Origin of the sequence: Mesorhizobium sp. 131-3-5 (genome assembly GCF_016756575.1) — a bacterium.
Lineage (GTDB): Bacteria > Pseudomonadota > Alphaproteobacteria > Rhizobiales > Rhizobiaceae > Mesorhizobium > Mesorhizobium jarvisii.
Genome location: NZ_AP023254.1, coordinates 6368966 through 6388475, shown reverse-complemented (window position 1 = coordinate 6388475; position 19510 = coordinate 6368966). Strand labels below are relative to the sequence as shown.

At 63.3% G+C, this 19510-nt stretch carries 24 protein-coding genes; 21 read left to right on the top strand and 3 right to left on the bottom strand.

Annotated features, from left to right (window positions below; all coding sequences use genetic code 11):
* The first annotated feature begins 14 nt into the window (after positions 1 to 14).
* The 10 genes from JG747_RS31035 to JG747_RS30990 all read left to right on the top strand — a co-directional run bounded on the left by JG747_RS31035 (position 15) and on the right by JG747_RS30990 (position 8059).
* Positions 15 to 596, top strand: coding sequence for a hypothetical protein (locus JG747_RS31035; RefSeq protein ID WP_202360721.1), 582 nt, complete (start codon positions 15 to 17; stop codon positions 594 to 596).
* Between the two features lie 5 nt (positions 597 to 601).
* On the top strand, positions 602 to 994 hold the full coding sequence (locus tag JG747_RS31030) for a hypothetical protein (RefSeq protein WP_202360720.1): 393 nt from the start codon (positions 602 to 604) through the stop codon (positions 992 to 994).
* Positions 995 to 996: 2 nt separating this feature from the next.
* Complete coding sequence (locus JG747_RS31025) at positions 997 to 1269, top strand: hypothetical protein (protein WP_202360719.1); 273 nt, start codon at positions 997 to 999, stop codon at positions 1267 to 1269.
* Positions 1269 to 2000: a phage neck terminator protein gene (locus JG747_RS31020; protein ID WP_202360718.1), complete on the top strand. Its 732-nt coding sequence runs from the start codon at positions 1269 to 1271 to the stop codon at positions 1998 to 2000. The genes JG747_RS31025 and JG747_RS31020 overlap by 1 nt, the downstream gene beginning before the upstream one ends.
* 31 nt (positions 2001 to 2031) lie before the next feature.
* Positions 2032 to 3990 carry a DUF3383 domain-containing protein gene (locus JG747_RS31015; protein WP_202360717.1) on the top strand — a complete coding sequence of 653 codons (1959 nt, stop codon included), beginning with the start codon at positions 2032 to 2034 and terminating at the stop codon, positions 3988 to 3990.
* 33 nt (positions 3991 to 4023) lie between these two features.
* Positions 4024 to 4455 (top strand): phage tail fiber protein, encoded by a 432-nt coding sequence (locus JG747_RS31010; protein ID WP_202360716.1) that lies wholly within the window; start codon positions 4024 to 4026, stop codon positions 4453 to 4455.
* Between the two features lie 9 nt (positions 4456 to 4464).
* Positions 4465 to 4977: a hypothetical protein gene (locus JG747_RS31005; protein ID WP_202360715.1), complete on the top strand. Its 513-nt coding sequence runs from the start codon at positions 4465 to 4467 to the stop codon at positions 4975 to 4977.
* Between the two features lie 93 nt (positions 4978 to 5070).
* Positions 5071 to 7173: a phage tail tip lysozyme gene (locus tag JG747_RS31000; protein ID WP_202360714.1), complete on the top strand. Its 2103-nt coding sequence runs from the start codon at positions 5071 to 5073 to the stop codon at positions 7171 to 7173.
* Entirely contained in the window at positions 7173 to 7745 is a 573-nt protein-coding gene (locus JG747_RS30995) for a hypothetical protein (protein WP_202360713.1), read from the top strand. The genes JG747_RS31000 and JG747_RS30995 overlap by 1 nt, the downstream gene beginning before the upstream one ends.
* Positions 7745 to 8059: a phage baseplate plug family protein gene (locus tag JG747_RS30990; protein WP_202360712.1), complete on the top strand. Its 315-nt coding sequence runs from the start codon at positions 7745 to 7747 to the stop codon at positions 8057 to 8059. The genes JG747_RS30995 and JG747_RS30990 overlap by 1 nt, the downstream gene beginning before the upstream one ends.
* Here the strand turns inward: JG747_RS30990 and JG747_RS30985 are convergent, their stop codons facing one another.
* On the bottom strand, positions 8060 to 8299 hold the full coding sequence (locus tag JG747_RS30985) for a hypothetical protein (RefSeq protein WP_202360711.1): 240 nt from the start codon (positions 8297 to 8299) through the stop codon (positions 8060 to 8062).
* Between the two features lie 35 nt (positions 8300 to 8334).
* On the opposite strand from JG747_RS30985, the gene JG747_RS30980 reads away from it, so the two are divergent.
* From JG747_RS30980 to JG747_RS30950, 7 genes are read left to right on the top strand one after another with little or no spacing between them, the layout of a single operon-like run.
* Complete coding sequence (locus JG747_RS30980) at positions 8335 to 9198, top strand: baseplate hub protein (RefSeq protein ID WP_202360710.1); 864 nt, start codon at positions 8335 to 8337, stop codon at positions 9196 to 9198.
* Positions 9195 to 9854 (top strand): hypothetical protein, encoded by a 660-nt coding sequence (locus JG747_RS30975; RefSeq protein ID WP_202360709.1) that lies wholly within the window; start codon positions 9195 to 9197, stop codon positions 9852 to 9854. The genes JG747_RS30980 and JG747_RS30975 overlap by 4 nt, the downstream gene beginning before the upstream one ends.
* On the top strand, positions 9854 to 10204 hold the full coding sequence (locus JG747_RS30970) for a hypothetical protein (protein WP_202360708.1): 351 nt from the start codon (positions 9854 to 9856) through the stop codon (positions 10202 to 10204). Before JG747_RS30975 ends, JG747_RS30970 begins: the two co-directional genes overlap by 1 nt.
* 3 nt (positions 10205 to 10207) lie before the next feature.
* On the top strand, positions 10208 to 11644 hold the full coding sequence (locus JG747_RS30965) for a baseplate J/gp47 family protein (RefSeq protein ID WP_202360707.1): 1437 nt from the start codon (positions 10208 to 10210) through the stop codon (positions 11642 to 11644).
* A 3-nt stretch (positions 11645 to 11647) separates the two neighbouring features.
* Positions 11648 to 12400: a DUF2612 domain-containing protein gene (locus JG747_RS30960; RefSeq protein ID WP_202360706.1), complete on the top strand. Its 753-nt coding sequence runs from the start codon at positions 11648 to 11650 to the stop codon at positions 12398 to 12400.
* A 10-nt stretch (positions 12401 to 12410) separates the two neighbouring features.
* Complete coding sequence (locus tag JG747_RS30955; protein ID WP_202360705.1) at positions 12411 to 13460, top strand: glycine-rich domain-containing protein; 1050 nt, start codon at positions 12411 to 12413, stop codon at positions 13458 to 13460.
* Positions 13461 to 13510: 50 nt separating this feature from the next.
* Positions 13511 to 15730, top strand: a complete 2220-nt coding sequence (locus JG747_RS30950; RefSeq protein ID WP_202360704.1) for a beta strand repeat-containing protein — start codon at positions 13511 to 13513, stop codon at positions 15728 to 15730.
* A gap of 12 nt (positions 15731 to 15742) precedes the next feature.
* Here the strand turns inward: JG747_RS30950 and JG747_RS30945 are convergent, their stop codons facing one another.
* A complete protein-coding gene (locus JG747_RS30945) occupies positions 15743 to 15985 on the bottom strand; it encodes a hypothetical protein (RefSeq protein WP_202360703.1) in 243 nt (80 codons plus the stop codon).
* On the bottom strand, positions 15982 to 17139 hold the full coding sequence (locus tag JG747_RS30940) for an acyltransferase family protein (RefSeq protein ID WP_202360702.1): 1158 nt from the start codon (positions 17137 to 17139) through the stop codon (positions 15982 to 15984). The genes JG747_RS30945 and JG747_RS30940 overlap by 4 nt, the downstream gene beginning before the upstream one ends.
* 53 nt (positions 17140 to 17192) lie before the next feature.
* On the opposite strand from JG747_RS30940, the gene JG747_RS30935 reads away from it, so the two are divergent.
* From JG747_RS30935 to JG747_RS30920, 4 genes are read left to right on the top strand one after another with little or no spacing between them, the layout of a single operon-like run.
* On the top strand, positions 17193 to 18074 hold the full coding sequence (locus tag JG747_RS30935; RefSeq protein WP_202360701.1) for an N-acetylmuramidase family protein: 882 nt from the start codon (positions 17193 to 17195) through the stop codon (positions 18072 to 18074).
* Positions 18071 to 18724, top strand: a complete 654-nt coding sequence (locus tag JG747_RS30930; protein ID WP_210384459.1) for a hypothetical protein — start codon at positions 18071 to 18073, stop codon at positions 18722 to 18724. Before JG747_RS30935 ends, JG747_RS30930 begins: the two co-directional genes overlap by 4 nt.
* A 49-nt stretch (positions 18725 to 18773) precedes the next feature.
* Positions 18774 to 19151, top strand: a complete 378-nt coding sequence (locus JG747_RS30925) for a hypothetical protein (RefSeq protein WP_202360699.1) — start codon at positions 18774 to 18776, stop codon at positions 19149 to 19151.
* Positions 19152 to 19180: 29 nt separating this feature from the next.
* Positions 19181 to 19486, top strand: a complete 306-nt coding sequence (locus JG747_RS30920; protein WP_202360698.1) for a hypothetical protein — start codon at positions 19181 to 19183, stop codon at positions 19484 to 19486.
* Positions 19487 to 19510 lie beyond the last annotated feature (24 nt).

Below are 19510 nucleotides of genomic sequence, written 5' to 3'. Positions count from 1 at the left end.
CGGAGACCACTGAGATGAAGGCCGTCCTTTTTTCGAGCAACGTCGGCGATATCCCCGCCGACCTGGCATTCAAGAACAATTTCGCCGCGGTGAGCGATCCTGCCGTGACCGATGACGCCAACGAGGGCTACCAGGTCGGCTCGGCGTGGGTGAACACCGCCAGCGACACCGCATGGATTTGTGTCGATGCGACCGTCGGCGCGGCCATCTGGACCCCCACCGGCGCGATCGGCAACACGCAGGGCGCACCGGCGGCGGTCACTGTCTCGGGCACGCTGACAGCGGCCCAGCTGCTCGCCGGCATCATCACCATCAACCAGGGCGGTGCCGCTCCCTCGGCGCAGCAGTTGCCGACCGGTACCGCGCTCCAGGCTGCGCTGCCGGCTGACTTCCAGGTCAACGATTCCTTCGACGTCTCGGTGATCAACACCTCCATCGTCGATGCCGAGGATGCGACCATCACCACCAACGCCGGCATGACGCTGGTCGGCTCGATGGACTTCCCGGCGCATAGCGGCCCGACCATCCCGTCGAGCGGAATACTGCGCTTCCGCAGCACTGCCCCCAACACCTTCTCCGTCTATCGCGTCGGTTGATCGCCATGAACCTGCACGGGATCGTTTCGGCGGCGATTGCGACGGTCAACCCCTTCGTAACCGCCACGCTGAAACGGTCCACCGGCTATGCCACGGCGGCCGATGGGACGCGCACGCCAAGCTATACCGACGTGCCTGGCGTGCCCGTGCAGGCGCAGGCGCTGAGCTACAGTGATCTCGAGCACCTTGACGGCCTGAACATTCAGGGCGTGCGCCGGGCCGTCTACCTGAACGGCTCGGCCCTCGGCGTGGTGCGCGAGCTGCAAACCGGCGGCGATCTCTTCGTCTTTCCCGCCGGCACCTTCCCGGAAGGCAACACCTGGCTCGTCGCCTACGTGCTCGAGTCGTGGCCCGACTGGTGCAAGTGCGCCTTGACCCTACAAATGGATGGAGCCTGAAAATGGCGAACGCGACCTTCACGGTGCCTTGCCCGACCGGCGTGTGGACGCAGGTTGCCGCCGGCGAGGCCTATGCCTCTGTGCAGCTGCAAAAGACCAGCGTCGGCAATGTGAGGGCTGCCATCGCGGCGGTCGAGCCGGCCGCCGACTTGACTGAGTTCGTTCTGCTGTCGGAGATCCTCGCGACCTTCCCGCTCGCTACGGGCGACGTGCTCTGGTGCATGCCGCTCGGCGCGGCCGACGGCACGGTGCGCGGGATCGGCACTGGCGTCTGATGAGCGGCCCGGTACCCAACCAATCCGCCATCCAGACGGTGCTGCGCGGCCTCCTTCTGAAATACCTGCCCGCCGGCGTCGAGGTGGTGAGCGCGCAGGACAACCGCGTCCCCGAACCCGCCGGCGATTTCGTCACCATGAACGTCATCCGCCGCGGTCGCCTCTCGACCAACGTCGACACGTTCCAGGACTGCGCGTTCGAGGCGTCGATCGCTGATGAGGTGATGACTGTAACCCTGGTCGAGTTCGGCGCGCTCCTGGCGGGCGCGACCGTCTTCGGCGGCCCGGTGGCCGACGGCACATTGATCAGCGCCCAGATCGACGGCACGCCCGGCGGAGACGGTACCTATACCGTATCGCCGGCGCAGACCGTGACGGCGCAGAAGCTGTCGAGTGGCGCCGAAACCATCATGCAGCCGACCGACGTGGTGATCCAGCTCGACGTGCACAGCGCGTCGGATGGCAACGCTTCCGACATGGCGCAGACGATCGCCACCCTGATCCGCGATGAGCGGGCGACACGGTACTTCGCCGATGCCGGCATGGATGGCGCGCCTCTCTATGCCGAGGATCCCCGGCAGGTTCCGTTCCTCAACGGCGAGCAGCAATACGAGACCCGCTATGTCGTCGACGTGCATGTGCAGGCCAACCAGGCAATCGGCCTGCCGCAGCAATTCGCCGACCAGGCCGTGATCGACGTTTTCACCGTCGAAGCGACCTATCCGGCCTAAACCCTCAATCGAAACAGAAAGGACCTGGTCCATGACGACCATCCCGGCCTCGCAGCTTGTGAACGTCATTCCGAACGTTCTCAATGCGGGCGGCAACGCGCTCGTGATGAACGGCCTCGTGCTGACCCATAACACCCGCGTCCCCGTCGGCGCGGTGCTGTCTTTCCCCAATGACGGCGTCTCGGTGGCGAATTTCTTCGGCGCCTCCGCTGAGGAGACCGAGATCGCCGCGGTCTACTTCAACGGCTTCAACAACTCGACGCAGAGGCCCGCCACCATCCTGTTTGCGCAGTATCCGTCGGCTTCGGTCGCGGCCTATCTGCGCGGCGGCCGAGCCAACCAGCTTTCGCTCGCCCAACTCCAGGCGGTGGCCGGCACGCTGATCATCGACGTGGATGGCTATGTCCGCACCGCCAACGCGATCGATCTCTCCACCGCCACAAGTTTCTCGGCGGCGGCGGCTTTGATCCAGACCGGCCTCAATGCGAGCCCGCCGGCGGCAGCGACAGTGACCGGCGCGATCGCGGCCGCGACTGCCGCAGTGACCGGCTCGATCGCGGGCAACGTCCTCTATGTGACGGCAATGACGTCGGGCTCGCTCGTCGCCGGCGCTCTCCTGTCGGGCACCGGCGTTGCGGCCGGAACCCAGATCACCAACCAGCTTTCCGGCACCCCTGGCGGCATCGGCCAATATGCGGTCTCGATCGAACAGGAGGTCGCCAGCGAGGCGATCTCGGCCACCTATGGCACGTTCACGGTAAGCGCTATCGTGAGCGGAACGCTGTCGGTCGGCCAGACCCTTTCTGGTACCGGCGTGACCGCTGGCACCCGCATCATGCAGCTTGGCAGCGGCCAAGGCCTTACCGGCACGTACTTCGTCGACAAGACGCAGACGGCTGCGAGCGGCACTGTCACGGCGTCGGCGACACCTCTGGGCGTCTCCTACGATTCCGTCGGTGGCGGCTTCGTCATCACCTCCGGCATCAACGGCGCGGCGTCGACCGTTGCCTTCGCGACCGGCACGGTTTCCGACGATCTCTTCCTGACGCAGGCGACCGGTGGGACGCTCTCCCAGGGTGCCGATGGGACGACGCCTGCAGCGTTCATGGCGGCGATCACCCAGCTCACCCAGAATTGGGCGACCTTCATGACGATGTTTGAGCCGGATGGCGGCTCGGGCACGGCGCAGAAGCTGGCCTTCGCCGAATGGGTCAACAACACCAACAAGCGCTTCGCCTATATCGCGTGGGATACCGACATCACCGCGACCGAAAGCGGCGATGCCACGTCGAGCTTCGGCAACATCGTCAAGACCGACAATTTCGACGGCGTCTGCACGATCTATCAGCCCTCGGGCGGCATGACGACGCCGGCGCAGATCGCCGCCTTCATCTGCGGTACCGCCGCCTCGATCGACTTCCAGCAGACCAACGGTCGCATTACCTTCGCATTCCGGGGGCAGGATGGGCTGGTGGCAGGCGTGACGACGGCGACGGTGGCGAGCAACCTCATCGCCAACGGCTACAACTTCTACGGCGCCTACGCGACGGCAGCGCAGCAGTTCCTGGAGTACCAGAACGGCACGGTGTCGGGCGAGTTCGAATGGCTGGACAGCTACATCAACCAGATTTGGCTGAACAACCAGCTCCAGCTCGCCCTCATGGAGCTCCTCCAGAACATCAACTCGGTGCCCTACAACGCGGCGGGCTATGAGCTGATCAAGGCCGCTTGCCTCGACCCGATCAACCAGGCGCTGAATTTCGGAGCCATCCGCGCCGGCGTCACGCTGTCGGCACTCCAGATCGCGCAGATCAACTCGGCGGCCGGCGTCAAGGCGAGCGACACCCTCCAGCTGCAAGGCTGGTACCTCCAGGTGAAGGACGCCACCCCGCAGGTGCGCCAGGCCCGCCAGAGCCCGCCGATCAACTTCTGGTACATGGATGGCGAGTCCGTCCAGGTGATCGAGCTGACCTCGACCCTCGTCCAGTAAGCGGCAACCCATTCCTCGATAGGAGCTTAGACCATGACGTCTCTGACGGCCGCGAACGCGGTCATTACCCTCACGGTGCCGTTGGTGTTCCCGACACCGATCCAACTGCAGGGCTTCGCCGCCGACAACATCTACGACATGGACAACGTCGACCAGGTCGAGACCGCCATGGGCGTCGATGGCATCCTGTCGGGCGGCTTCGTCTTCAACCCGACCAACCAGACCTTTGTGTTGCAGGCCGATTCCCCGTCGATCGCCTTCTTCGAAACCTGGGCTGCGACACAGAGGCAAGCCAAGGACGTCTACACCGCCAACGGCAGCACGACGCTGGTGTCGGTGGGGCGTTCCTACATCTCGACCAAGGGCTTCCTGGTGAGCATGCCGCCGATGCCGGCGGCGGGCAAGATCCTGCAGCCGCGTCGTTTCGCGATCCGCTGGGAGAGCGTTCAAAGCGTTCCGAACTGAGGGTAAGACATGCGTAAAGAGATCGACGTCACCATCACGGACGATGGCCGTGATGAGGGCAAGACGTTCCACATCAAAGAGATGCCGGCGACGCGCGCGGAGAAATGGGCCATGCGTGCCCTGCTCGCCGTGGCGCGCTCCGGCATCGACCTTCCCGACGACTTCACCAGCATGGGCATGCAGGGCATCGCCATCATGGGCATCAAGGCGATTACCAAGATCGCTTTCGATGAAGCCGAGCCGCTGCTCGACGAGATGATGGAGTGCGTCACCTTCAAGCCAAACCTCGAAAATCCGGCGATCGTGCGCCCGCTGTTCGAGGGCGACATCGAGGAGATCGCGACGCTGATCCAGCTGCGCCAGGAGGTGATCAACCTTCACATCGGTTTTTTTACCAAAGGCGGCCAGTCGAAATCGACCTCGAACTTGCCGTCGCCGGTGTCCAGCTCGTCGAATACGGAAACGTCTCCAGGGCCATCGGTCAGGTTCTCTCAAAGGGCAAAACCTCGCTCCGGGAACTAGACGAGTGGCTGTCGATCGAGGACGTCCACGACCTCCTTGAGGTGGCGATGGTCGACGCCCACAACATGATGCTGCTCAGGAAGAGAGACGAGAATGCCAACGGTCATTGACAGCCTGATCGTCAAGCTCGGCCTCGATCCGACCGATTTCGAGAAGGGCCAGAAGAAGCAGGCCGACGCATGGCTTAAGACGCAGGACGGTTTCCGCAAGGGCGGCAAGGAGATCGAAGACAGCTCGAAAAAGGCTGCCGAGACGGTCAACCTGATCACCCGTCGCGTGCTCGAACTCTTCGCGGTTGTCACCGGCTCGCAGGCGCTGAGCGAGTTCGTGCGCAAGATCACGAACGCCGACGCCTCGCTTGGCCGCTTCGCCTCGAGCCTTGGGGAATCGCCCCAGCGCATCGCGGCTTGGGAGAATGCGGCTGAGCGGTTCGGCGGCTCGGCCGACGCCACCGCCTCGACCTTGGAGCGCGTCAACAAGCAGCTCTACGACCTGAACAAGAACGGCCAGGCGCTGCCACGCGAATTCTCGCAGTTGCAGGCGTGGACCGGCATGTCGATCGACCCCAACCATGGGCTCGACCGGTATCTCTCGGACGTCTCGGCCGCGTTGCAGCGGCTGCACAACATCGACCCTTCGGCGGCACACAATGTCGCCAAGGCGCTGGGCATCGATCCGGCCACCGAGCAGCTCATGTACCAGATGGGCCGCAACATCGACACGTATCTCGGCAAGCTGGAGAAAAGCCTGTCGCCGAGCAACGCGGCCATCGAGTCCGCGCAGAAGCTCCAGGCGAGCTGGAACGAACTCCTCCAGAACATCATCGCGCTCGCCAACGCCATCTATGACAAGCTCGGCCCGGTCCTGGTCGATGCGGCCAACAAGATGTCGGCATGGATCGACAAGAACCAGGACTGGATCAAGACCGGCATCGTCGATGCGGTGAAGAGGTTCATCGACTTCCTCGAAAAGATCGATTGGAACGCCGTCGGCGCCGGCATGCAGAATTTCGCCAGCGGGGCGAAGGACGTGGTCGACGGGCTCGGCGGCATCGTGCATGCGACCGAAATCCTGTTCGGTCTCTGGCTCGGATCAAAGTTCCTCCGCGTGCTGGGCAATATGCGCCTGCTCGCTGGCGGGGGAGCCGCCGCGGGCGGTGCCGGTGCCGCCGGGGCCGGTGCAGGGATGGGCCTTCTCGGCACGCTCGCCACCGGTGTCGGGCTGCTCTTTGCCGGTGCGGCCGGGATCAAATGGGGTGGCTCGCATCTGCGGGCTGATCCTCATGCCGGCGACCATGGCACGATCGGCAACTTCCTGATGAAGCATCTGCGCAAGCCGCCGGAAACGACGGTCGACGGCAAGACTGTTTCAAAGAGCAATCCGCTTCCCGTCACCATCACCGACCAGAAGAGCGAGGGCGGCGGTTTCTGGAGCAGCTTGGTCAACGGCATTGGCAGCCTGTTCGGCGCTGGCAGCACCGGCACGGCAGCGGGCAAGCTCGGCGGGCTGGCTGGTGGCATGGTGGGCGCGGACGGCCCCAGTGGGCCTCAACGGGCATCAGGGGGCACAAAGGGCTGGTGGACGCCGGAGCGGCAATCGCAGGCTTACCAGACGCTCACGGCCGGCGGCCTCTCTGATGCCGGCGCGCGGGGGCTCGTGTCTCGCTGGATGAATGTCGAGGCGGGCGGCGGTCCTGGCACGGTCAACAGCATCGGGGCGACCGGCATGGCGCAATGGCTTGGCCCCCGCAAGGCGCGCCTCATGGCCTACGCGAAGGCGCATGGCAAGGACTGGAACGACTTCGACACGCAGTTGCAGTTCTCGCTCTCGGAGCTGAACGGTCCAGAGAGTGCCGCCGGCCGCGCGCTGCGCAATGCCAAGACCGATGCGCAGGGCGCCACCGGCGCATCGATGTACGAGCGCGCCGAGGGTTTCAATGCCTGGAACGGCATGGATAACTTCACCGGCAAGACGTACCGGGGCATGCGCGGCATCAACACCGGAGCAAAGGGTGCGGCCCTCTCGAACATCTCGAGCACCCACACCGCCACGACGTCGAACAGCTCGGTCGAGAACCATATCGGCAAGGTCGAGGTCCATTCCCAGGCGACTGACGCCAATGGCGTTGCCTCGGATATCAACGACGCGCTCAACCGGCGTCTTTTCACCGCTCAGGCAAATAGTGGATTGGCGTGATGGCCGGCATTCTGGAGCTTCTCACACAAGACGCCATCGGGTTGCTGTCGGGTGCGTTCTCGCAGCAACTCTGGGGCATCTACTTCGGCGGCGTGCCGGTGATCATCGCTGACAACGTCGTGGAGGTGCAGTATCGCCAGCAATGGTCGATCTCTGACTTCCCGGTCGAGCGCGGGGCCTTCGAGAGCTACGACAAGGTCCAAATCCCCTACGATGCGCGGCTGCGCTTCACCGCCGGCGGATCGGCGGCCAACCGCGCCGCCATGCTGGCGTCGATCGCAGCCGTCGCCGGCGACACCAACCTCTATGACGTGGTGACGCCGGAGGCGGTCTATCTGTCCTGCAACTTCACCCACTACGACTACAGCCGGCGCGCGAATGAGGGGATGGGGCTTCTCTCGGTCGATATCTGGATGATCGAAGTGCGCGAGGCACCCAGCGCCGCCATGTCGAATACGCAGGATCCGAGCGGCGCGTCTCAGGTCAACGGCGGCACGGTGCAGACAGCGCCGGCGAGCAATGCGCAAGTCACAAAGTTCGCCGCGTCCGGACTGCCGATCGGAGGCTTCTGATGGTCATCATCCCCCTGCAGGCGGTGCCCAACCAGGCCGTCGGGGTGACGCTCGACGGCCAGGTCTCGCAGATCAGCCTCTACCAGAAGAGCACCGGCCTGTTCATCGACCTCTATGTCGACAACGTTCTGGTGATCGGCGGCGTGATCTGCCAGAACCTCAACCGGATCGTCCGGTCTCTCTATCTCGGGTTTTCGGGCGACCTGCTCTTCATCGACAACCAGGGCGACACCGACCCGAACTATACCGGGCTCGGCACGCGCTACAGCCTCGCCTACGTGTCGGCGAGCGAGCTTCCGGCCGGCCTCGGCTGATCACCTGCAGCGTTTGAACCGGTCGCCGGCAAAGCAGATGTGCATGTGGCTCAGCTGCGCCGACACCGCCTCGCGCTGGTCGCACGCCTTGATGGTGTCGGGATCGTCGCCAGAGCCGCCGCGGCACCGGTCATTCAGTTCGAGATAGGTCTTTTCGAGCGCGGCCTTGTTCGGCTTCGCCAGCGCTGGCGCGATGGTGAAAACGAGGAGAGCGGCTGTCGCGGCGGCAAGGACTTTCATGGTCGTAACCTTTTTCATGGCAGGCGGTGGTCGGGATGGCATTCAGCCAGAAGCGAATTTCCGTCGAGTTCGAGCTGGCCAACGGGCAGTTTGAGGGCGGCGGCAACACCGCAGAAGTCTTCGGTTTGCGCGTGTCCTGCAACATCGTCAACGCAGGGCAGGGCTCGGGGCAAGCTGAAATCTCCATCTGGGGGCTGCCGCTGGCCGTGATGAACCAGCTATCCACAGTCGGTTCACAGTATCTCCAGATGTACAAGAACGGGATTTCGGTACTCGCCGGTGATGACGAGACCGGCCAGAACGTCGTGTGGACGGGCGCCATCGTCTATGCCTATGTCGATGCGCAGGCAATGCCCGACGTGTGCTTCCGCATCAGCTCCCTGCCTGGCGTCTTCCATGCCGCAAAGCCGATCCCGCCGCTGAGCATCAAGGGCTCGGGCGACGCCTCGCAGATGATGAAAAGCCTGGCGGGGCAGATGGGCCTCGCGTTCGAGGATGCGGGCGTCAAGGTCAAGTTCGCCAACCCCTACTACCCCGGCACTGCTTGGACCCAGGCGCTGGCGATCGCGCGCGATGGCAATTTCGACGTCGGCATCGATCGCGGCACGATGGTCATCACGCCATCGGGCAAGGCGCGGGACAGCGACACGGTCCTGATCTCGGCGCAGACCGGCATGGTCGGCTACCCCTTCTTCCAGCAGGCGTTCGTCCTGGTCCGGGCGCTCTACAACCCGGCCGTCAAATACCAGGGCAAGGTGGAGATCAGGAGCGACCTGACGCCAGCCTGCGGCACGTGGAAGGTCAACCGTCTCGAGTATCAGTTGGAGTCCCAGATGCCGCACGGAAAGTGGTTCATGCTGCTCGAATGCATCGCCATTGATGCGCAGGCGCCGGCATGAGCGCGCAGGGCTATTTCGGTCAGCAGACCACCTCGGATGACACCAGCGAGATCAACCGGCTCCGCTTCCTCATCCGCCAGGAGCTGGCACAGCATCGCACGGGCATCCCGGTCAAGGTCGTTGCCGTGCATGGCGGTGGCGTCGGCGCGCCGCCCACGATCGACGTGATGCCGCTGATCAATCAGACCGACGGGCAAGGCAACCAGACGCCCCATGGCACCATCTATGGCGTCGCCACGATGCGAAACCAGGGCGGCACCAACGGCATCATCAACGACCCGAAGGTCGGCGACATCGGCCATATGACAATTCCCGACCGGGACATCTCGTCGCTGAAAGCCAATGCGGGCAAGCAGTCGAACCCGGGCAGCTTCCGTCGCGGCCACATGTCCGACGGCATCTATCAGGGTGCGATCGTCAACCCGGCCAACCAGGATCAGGCGGTCCAGTTCACGGAGGGCGGGATCAAGCTCTTCGACAAGAACGGCCAGGTCATCGAGTTCGCGGCCGGCTCCATCACCATCACCACGGCGCAGCTACTCGTAACCGGAGACGTCATCGCCGGGTCTGGAGGCGCCAACATAAGCCTCCTCAACCATATCCACTCCGGCGTCGACCCCGGCGGCGGAACCTCGGGACCGCCGGAGCCGGCTTGATGAAAACGCTGTTGCTGACCACAGACACGTGGGACCTGGTGGCCGACACCTCGGGCAATATCGCGGTGGCCGATGACGCCTATTCGCTGGCGCAGGACGCGGCGAGCGCGATCCGGCTGTTCCAGGGCGAACTCTACTACGACACCACACAGGGGATTCCGTATTTCGAGCAGATCCTCGGCCGGGCCCCCCCGATCTCGCTCATGAAGGCGTACTTCAACCGGGCCGCCTTGACGGTGCCCGGCGTCGTCAAGGCGCAGACTTTCATCCAGTCATGGACCGATCGCGCGATCACCGGCCAAGTGCAGGTGACGGACGCCGACGGTAACACCACCGCAGCGGGCTTCTAGCACATGGTCGATACCACCAACGTTCCCCCGCCGCAGTGGACCAACACGGGGTTCCTGATCCCGTCGGCCGCGGAAGTCCTCGCCGGCGTCACGGAAGACATCAACGCCGCCTTCGGGGGCGGGCTCAATCCGGCTCTCGACACGCCGCAGGGGCAGCTCGCCAGCAGCGAAACAGCGGTGATCGACGAGGTCAACGCGACCTTTCTCTACTTCACCAACCAGGTCGATCCTGCTTTCGCCTCCGGCCGCATGCAGGACGCCATCGCGCGCATCTACTTCCTCGAGCGCAACCCGGCGCAGCCGACGGTCGTGCAGGCACTCTGCAATGGCCTGCCGGGCGTCTCGATCCCTGCCGGATCGCTGGCACTGGCAGCAGACGGCAATCAGTATCTTTGCACCGAGGATGGCGTCATTGGCACGGATGGCACTGTCGTCCTGCCGTTCCAGTGCACCGTCTACGGGCCAATTCCTTGCCCCGCCGATACGCTGAACCAGATTTTCCGGGCGATCCCGGGCTGGGATTCCATCAACAATCCCGAAGACGGCATCGTCGGCAACAATGTCGAGAGCCGATCGGCTTTCGAGGCTCGGCGGGCGGCTTCCGTCGCGTTGAACTCGCAGGGCTCCCTGCCTTCGGTGCTTGGCGCGGTGCTCGCCGTGCCCAACGTCATCGATGCGTTCGTGACCGAAAACAACTCCAACGGAATCCAGGTCATTGGCGGCGTCTCGCTCTATCCGAACTCGCTCTATGTCGCGGCCGTGGGCGGCAATGCCGACGACATCGCCCGCGCCATCTGGACGAGGAAGGCGCCGGGCTGCGCCTACAATGGCAACACGACCGTCATCGTGCTCGACGAAAGCCCGGGATACTCGCCGCCATACCCTGCCTACAGCGTGGCGTTCGAGATCCCCGACCCGCTGCCGATCGTCTTCTCGGTCAACCTGGTCGGCAGCGCGCTTGTGCCGGCCGATGCGGCAACGCAGGTCCAGAACGCCCTGATCAGCGCGTTTGCCGGTGGCGATGGCGGCATCCGGGCCAAGATCGGCGCGACCCTCTACGCAAGCCGCTATTACGCCCCCGTTGCCCTCCTGGGCTCATGGGTGCGGATCGTTTCGATCGAGGTCGGCTCGCCGAACAATCCGGAGGCTGTCTTCACCGGGGCAATCTCCGGCCCAACGCTGACGGTTTCGGCAGTGACCAGCGGTGCGCTGGCGGTCGGCCAGACCATCTTCGACGCCAGCGGAAACGTCGTGCCCGGCACGCGCATTGTAGCGCTTGGCACCGGAACTGGAGGGGTCGGCACCTATACGGTGAACAACAGTCAGACCGTGGGGAGCGAGCCGATGAGTTCGGCCGCCGCCGACCTGTTCGATCTCAACGTGCGCATCGACCAGGTGCCGACACTGTCGGCCGCCAACATCGTCGTCACGCTGAGCTGATCCATGGCAGACACCGGTCCTCCTTACCCGCATCCCCCGATGGCGGGCAGCAACGCCATTGGCAGCTTTGTCATAGGCGTCAGCCCGCTTGGCGACATTCCGCCGTTCGACGTGTGGCGCACCATCATCTCGCAATATGCCAACAGCCCGATCCTGACGCGGCTGATCGAGGACATCTTTGACTACCTCGACCAGACCGCCAACTTCGATGCGTTCTTCGACTTCATCTGGAACGTCGATACCGCACAGGGCTATGGCCTCGACGTGTGGGGCCGCATCGTCGGCGTCAACCGCATCCTGCAGGTCCAGGTGGGGGACTGGTTCGGCTTCAAGGAAGCCACGCCAGGCTCCGATACGTTTGGCCAAGGCCCCTTCTATTCGGGCGCGCCGCTCACCAACAGTTATGCGCTGTCGGATGAGGCTTACCGCCTGCTGATCTTCGCGAAGGCCGCGGCCAACATCACCAATGGCTCGATCCCGGCGATCAACCGGATCCTGCTCAACCTCTTTCCCGGTCGCGGCAATTGCTACGTGACCGAGGGGGCCTTCAACGGGGACTGGTTCGGTTTCGAGGAGTCCATCAATGCCTGGGGCTTCAACCAGGCGCCGTTCTATTCCGGGTCGCCGATCATCACCATGACGATGACCTACACCTTCAAGTTCGCGCTGACGCCGGTGGAGCTGGCGATCGTCCAGTCCAGCGGCGTGTTGCCCAAATCAACCGGCGTCTTCGCGTCGGTCATCGTGGCCCCATAGGAGCATTCAGGTGAAGTCAAACTCCATCCCGGCGAAATTCCCGATCCCGTGGGCAAACAATGCTGGCGCCGGCTACATCAATCCGATCCCCGTCGCCTCGCAGATCGGCATCAGGAACGGCGCGGCATCGCTGACCGACGGTTTCCCGCCATTGAACTTCCTGCCAACGGGAGCCGGTGGCGTTCCGCCGTTTGGCCAGGACATGAACGGCATCATCAAGCAGATGACGGCCTGGCTACAGTGGGCCTCGGCCGGCGGTCCGATCGCCTACGACGCGACGTTTCAAACCGCGATCGGCGGCTATCCCAATGGTGCCCTCGTCGCTTCGGTGACGATACCCGGCCTCTGGTGGCTGTGCACCGTCGATGACAACACCTCGAACCCCGACACCGGCGGCGCTGGCTGGAGGCGGTTCTCGGCCTCCGGCGGCCTCATTGCCACGCGCGTCATTTCGGCGACGGGTACCTACACGCCGAGCCCGGGCACGCAAGCCATTCAGGTGACGGTCGTTGGCGCCGGCGGCGCAGGCGGCGGCGTGGTCGCGCTGAACACCAGCGAGTTCAAGACGGGCGGTGGCGGTGGCGGCGGTGGCTACGGCAAATCGCGGCTGACGTCGGGCTTCAGTTCCGTTGCCGTGACCATAGGAGCTGGCGGCGTGGGTGTTGCCGGAGGTCTTGGCGGTCAAGGCGGCACCACCTCCTTCGGTGGCTTCATTTCGGTGACTGGCGGCACAGGCGGCACCTTCGGCGGAAACTTCTCGATCCCATCGGTGACTGCTGGCGGGCAGGGAGGCGTGCCGAGTGGTGCCAACCTGATCCAATCTCCTGGTCAGACGGGCGGCTATGGCGTCGGGTTTTTCGGAACGGACATGGTGAGCGGTATTGGCGGCTCATCGATCATCGGCGCAGGCGCGAACCCGTTCGTTTCCGGGACCGGTCCGGGCGGCACAGCTACGGGACCAGGAGGCGGCGGCTCGGGCGCGGCTGCCATCGGAGTATCGACGGCTCTGGCCGGCGGCAACGGCGCGGCTGGCCTCATCATCGTCGAAGAATACGCCTGATTAGGCCTCGGCCTCCCCAACCCCTTCCCTAAAAAATAGGAACATCTCTCATGTTGCGACGCTTCACGGCGGCGCTGGCATTCATTTGCTATGCGACCGCATCTCTTGCTCAGTCGGCACCGCACGACCCGGCCATGTCCTATGGCATGGTGCCGACCGTCGCGCAGTGGAACACCTGGTTCGAGCAGAAGCAGGATTGGCTTGGCTCACCGCCCATCCTGGGGCCTTCCTCGACGATTATCGGCGATATCCCGGTCTTCGGAAACACGGCAGGGTCCACCCTTGTGGACAGCGGCAAGCCGTTGCCGGTCGGCGATGTCGTCGGCACGACCGACATTCAAACGCTGACAAACAAGAGCATCAGCGCCTTTGAGATCAATTCCGGAACGCTTGCCGGTGCCCGCTTGCCGGCGCCGACGGTGTCGGTTCTCGGCGGCGTCATCTCGATCAGCGCGCCGTCGCATCAATTCGCCACGGGCATCGACACCACCGGCACCATGACGTTTGGCCAGCCGGCTGTGGCAGACATCTCCGGCCTCGGCACGATGGCGGCGCAAAATGCCGGCGCCGTCGCCATCACCGGGGGAACGATCACCGGCATCACAGATCTCGCCGTCGCCGATGGCGGCACGGGCGCGTCGACCGCTGCCGGCGCCAGGACCAATCTCGGGCTTGGCGCCATCGCAACGCAGGATCCGAGTGCGGTTGCCATCACTGGCGGCTCGATTACCGGCATCTCCCCCCTGGCGCTCAATGCCGGCGGCACTGGCGCCAACTATTCATTGGCAACCGCCAATACCTTTTTCGCAGCTCCAAACGGATCCGCAGGCGCTCCGGTGTTTCGGGGCATCGTTGCCAACGATGTGCCGACACTGAACCAAAACACGACCGGCAACGCCGCAACGGCAACGAATGTCACGGGAATTGTTGCGGTCGCCAATGGCGGTACCGGGGCAAACAATTCGAGCGCCGCAGCCAACACGGTCTTTGCAGCCCCCAATGGCAGTTCCGGCGCTCCCACCATGCGTGCGCTGGTCGCCGCCGACTACCCGCTTGCAGCGCTCAAGGCCAACAATCTCTCTGACCTTGCGAGCGCGGCAACAGCTCGGACGAATTTGGGCTTTACCAATGCGGCCGGCGACGATGTGACCAACACCGCTGGCCAGCATTTCGTTTCAGGCTGCGTGGCAATCGAGGCATTCGGAGGGGTAGGCGACGGCTCGACAGACAACCTCGCTGCATGGAACAGCGCTGTCGCATCCTTCGGCACGAAAGATGTCTGCATCAAATTCGGCGTGGGAACCTATTTGTTCAGCGCCAACGCGACGGCGACGCCTAGCCAGAGCATCAAGATCTTTGGCATGGGCAAAAGCGTCTCGCATCTTCTGTGGAATGCCAATGTCAGCGGCATGACCTTGAACACCGGCAATGAACAGTCGGTGCAGGTTGTGGGTCTGGATTTCGAAAGCGGCAGTGCCAACACACATGGGGCGTTGACCGTTAATAGCTTGGACTGCACCGGATCGAAATTCTCTTCCGAGTTTCGCGATCTGTCGTTTCGCGGCGCCGGTTCCTATCCGTCCACTTTGTATTGGACCTCGGAATTGGTGCTGAATACGCTTTCCTTCGTCAATGTCACCGATGTCGACTTTTGGGGCGATACCGGCAACCACCCGAACGGGCTGATCTATCAGTCGAACAACGCGCCGTCGTGCTATGCGCTCATCCTCAATGTGAGCAAGACCAATTTCATCAACACTGCGGTTGGTTTTCTATACGGCACCTATGCGCAGGGCGTCACGATTACATCGTCCAACTTCACCAATGGCGTGACCGGTATTTCTGTACCGCTGGCCTCGGTGAACACGGCGCAACTTGTCGTCGGTGATAGCCAGTTCAACACGTCGCAGGAGCAGATTGCCGTCCTGGCGGCGATCGATGGGATGCAAATTCACGACAGCACCTTCACGGTGCCCGCATCGTTCCATGGCATTTTCATCAACAATCATGCTGCCATCTGGTTTTCGATCCGTGGCAACATCTTTGAGAATGTCGGCGTGGTCGGCGGCTTTGGCATCGTGGCAAATGACAATGATCCAACCAACAGCGGCGGCGTGATCACGGGCAACGTGTTCTTCCACTTGAGCAACGGCGTGGTGCTCAACACAAACTCCAGCCATTGGGTCTGTGCGACAAATTCCTATACGCTGGTGACGACGCCGACGACAAATGCCGGCACCGGAAATTCCGTTGGTGTCGCCGTTCCGTAAAAGGGAATTGGCCTAGCCGGCAGCCAGGACCTTGATGCGCTCGACCGGCAGCGACACCCCGTTGTCGAGCTGGATGGAGGATCGATCGGCGGCTGTGACGATGCCGGCATCAGGGAAAAAGTGCGGCTTGCCGCCCATGTCCTGAATGTGGTCGGGCGTGAGGTAGCGAACCTTGCGCCCGACCAGCGCCGCGAGCTCCTCCGGGGTCTTGAATGGCAGCAGCTCGCCGCCGAGCGGGTTTTCTGCGGTGATCATGATCGGTATCCTTCCGGGGTGTTTCGTATGCGTTGCGAGATAAGCCGCCCCTGTCGCTGCAAGGGCTTCTCGAAATAGCGCGCCGACAGTTCCGCTAACGCCGCGGTGAGGCCAAGGCTGGCCACCAGATAGATCACCGAATAGGTGGGCGTCACGATGTTGGCGGCTCCAGCGATCCGGGCCAGAAGCTCCTTCACGATGAGGAAGCTGACGGTGTGGAGCAGATAGATGGCATAGGATCGACTGCCGATCCAAATCAAAAGGGGGTGCCGCTTTTTGAAGAGCAGGCCTTCGTCGAAGGATGCCACCCAGACCAGAGCCGCGCTGCCGAGGGCGAGCAGGAAGAGCGGGAACGTAACGATCGAGCCCATGGCTATCATCCCCAGCCCCGTCAACATGAAGGCGAAGAGCGGGATGCGGATCAGGTCGTTCCTCAACAGGCTCGGCTTGAAAAAATAGCTGTCTGGGTTGGCGCGAGCCAAGGCTATCAAGACACCGAAGAGCAGGCCGCTTGTTCGGGTAAACCATAGAGCCTGCGTGGCGACGCGGTCGAACGGGATCTGGATCAGGATCCCGACGATACAAATTGCCACCAGGTGCTTTCTCGCGAAGACCATGGCGAGCGGCAGCAGGATATAGAACTGCTCCTCCAGCGAGAGAGACCAATAGAGCCCGTTGTTGATCCCACAGGCCTTCACCGTTTGCTTCCAGCACGAATAGGAATGCCAGTTCGCCGAATAGAACAGCACGGACACGGCGTCTGCGAGGTTGGCGTAGGGCGTGCCGAAAGACCCCAGCGAGTTCCAGACGGCCGACAGCAGAATGACAAAGGCCAGTACAGCCCACGATAGCGGCAAGAGGCGATAAGCCCTTCGCACGGCGAATGAGGCCAGAAACTTGGCAGGGCGGATTTCGGGGCTGTATTCGCGCAACAGCGACGCCGTGACCACGTAGCCGGAAATCACGAAAAATATGTCGACGCCGTACCAGAATCTGGCGCGCGCGAACAGAGGCCACCAAACGTCTTGCTCCCAAGGGATCAGGATTGTGATGTGGTTCAAAATGACAAGTAAAACTGCGACGGCGCGCAGCATCTCGATTTCGCTGTTCTTCACGCCAGTCGTGGTCGTCCTGGCTTCGACTACCTGATCCATGGCCGTGGTGTTTAGCCCATGGCCCCATCCCAAGCAATCTGGAAGGAACCGAAATGGACACATCGTTCAAGAGCGCGATCGTGCGCCTGAGCAACACCGATCTGCCGCGCATCGGCTACGGCATCGGCGTCGGCGAGGATGAGGTGCATGCCTTCCTCGACGTCGAGACGCTTGGCGGCGGCTATGACAGCGAGGGGCGGCCGAAGATGCTTTTCGAGCCGCATGTCTTCTACCGCAATCTCGCCGGCGCCCAGCGCGCCGCAGCGGTCAGCCAAGGCCTCGCTTATCCGAATTGGGGCGAGAAGCCCTATCCGGCCGACAGCTACCCGCATCTCATCGCCGCCATGGCGATCGACGAGACGGCAGCGCTGAAATCGGCGTCCTGGCAGATCGGCCAGGTTCTCGGCGAGAACTATGTCTCGGCTGGCTATGACAGCGTTCAGGACATGGTCACAGATATGGTCACTGGCGGCGAGCCGGCAGGCTTGCAGGCTGCGGTCAACTTCATCAAGGCCGACCATCTGGACGATGAGCTGCGCACCCATCAATGGGCCGCTTTCGCCCGTGGCTACAACGGCCCCGGCTATGCCCGCAACGGCTATGACACCAAGCTCGCCGCGCGCTTCAAATTCTGGCAGGGCAAGCCGGACACGCCTTGGTCGCCGCCGGTGCGGCCGACGATCTTTGCGCTCACCTGGGGTAGCAGCGACGTTCCGAAGGCGACGCTCTACTTCACGCCCGACCATCAGACCGATGCCGTTGTGCGGCTGGCCGAACGGGTTTTGGAACTCGACAAAGCGCCGGCGAACGCCGCCTTCGCGTCCCTCTCTCGCCTTCCCGACAGCGTCTATCCGGAAGGACTGCAGCTGGTCGCTTGGACCAAGACGAGCGACGAGCGGCCGACCGACGAGGGCAGCACGGAGATTCCCGCGTGATCGAATATCGCTGCACCTGGTGGGCGCCGACCGATCGTGAGCGCTATTGGCTTCGCAGGTATACGTCGAGCGACAAGCACAAATGCGTGGCGAGCGGCAGCTATTGCAACGCCATGTTCGAGATTGGCGAGGATGATATCCTCTACACCAAGGACGGCTATATCGATGGGCGAGAAGATCGCAAGCCGCCCGTCGATGATCCGCGATGGCCAACAGCCTGTGGCGCCTGCGGCCGGCCGTTCGCGGCTGAAGATCCGTTTCAGCTCTTCGGTCGGCAGGTCTATGTCTGCGAGGCCACCGGGGAGCGGACGACACTCGATCAAGCTCCGGTCGGCAGTTGCTGGGACGCTTGGTGGATATCCGAGCGCAGGAAGGACGGCCCGACCGGCTGTGGATACATGGTCGGGCCGGATCACCGCTCGCTGGTGGTGAGACTGCCGGGCAATCGCGATTGGCAAATCGATAGCCGCGCCAGCAATTGCACGATGCCCGACGACAACGAACATTTTTGCTGGGTGCGCCATGGCTCACCCGAAGACGGCACGCTCCACGTCGACAAGAACGGCCACACTTGCGCTGCCGGTGCTGGCTCGATTGCCGTTCCCGACTTCCACGGCTTCCTGCACCACGGCGTGCTGCGGGACTGCTGATCAAACCGCGCCGGCCGGTCGCCGGCAATCCACATCGAAGGATGCTTCCATGAAACTGCTGTTTGCCGCAGCGGCGATGCTCGCGCTCGCCGGCTGCGCCAATGTCACCAGCGCGATCGACACCATCACCTCGAGCAAGGTCTCGCCCGCCTCGGTGGCGATCGCCGTCAACGCGTTCGACGCCGCGAAGGTCACGGCCAAGAACTATCTCGTCTACTGCACGCCGGTTCCCGCGCCGGTTGGCTGCGACGACAGCGCCATCCAGGCCAAGCTCGTCCCGGCAATAAATGCCGGCACCACGGCGCGCAACTCGCTTGAGGATTTCCTGGCTTCGCATCCGGGAGAGCTCGGCGACGCGGGCGTCTATGACGCGCTGAAGACCGCCACCGACACCATCCAACAGATTGTTTCAGCCTACCACGGCTGAACGTCGAACCCCCTCAAGGAGATACCCACGTGAACTGGTCCGCCTTTGCCGCTCTGCTTCAGACCCTGCTGTCCCTGATCCCGATGATCACCAGCTCGGCCAAGATCAACGAGATCATCGCTCAGCTGATCAACATCATCCCGGTCGCCGTCCAGGAGGCACAGGACGTCGTGCCTCTGATCCGCAACATCATCGCCGCGCTGTCGAACAGCAGCTCGGTCACGCCCGACCAGGTCGCCGCCCTCAAGGCGCTGGACGCCCAGATCGATGCCTCCTATGACGCCGCTCTCGCGGCCTACATGGCGGCGCGAACCCCGCAGCCGGCCGCACAGTAAACCCTCAAACCAGCGAGATTCCAT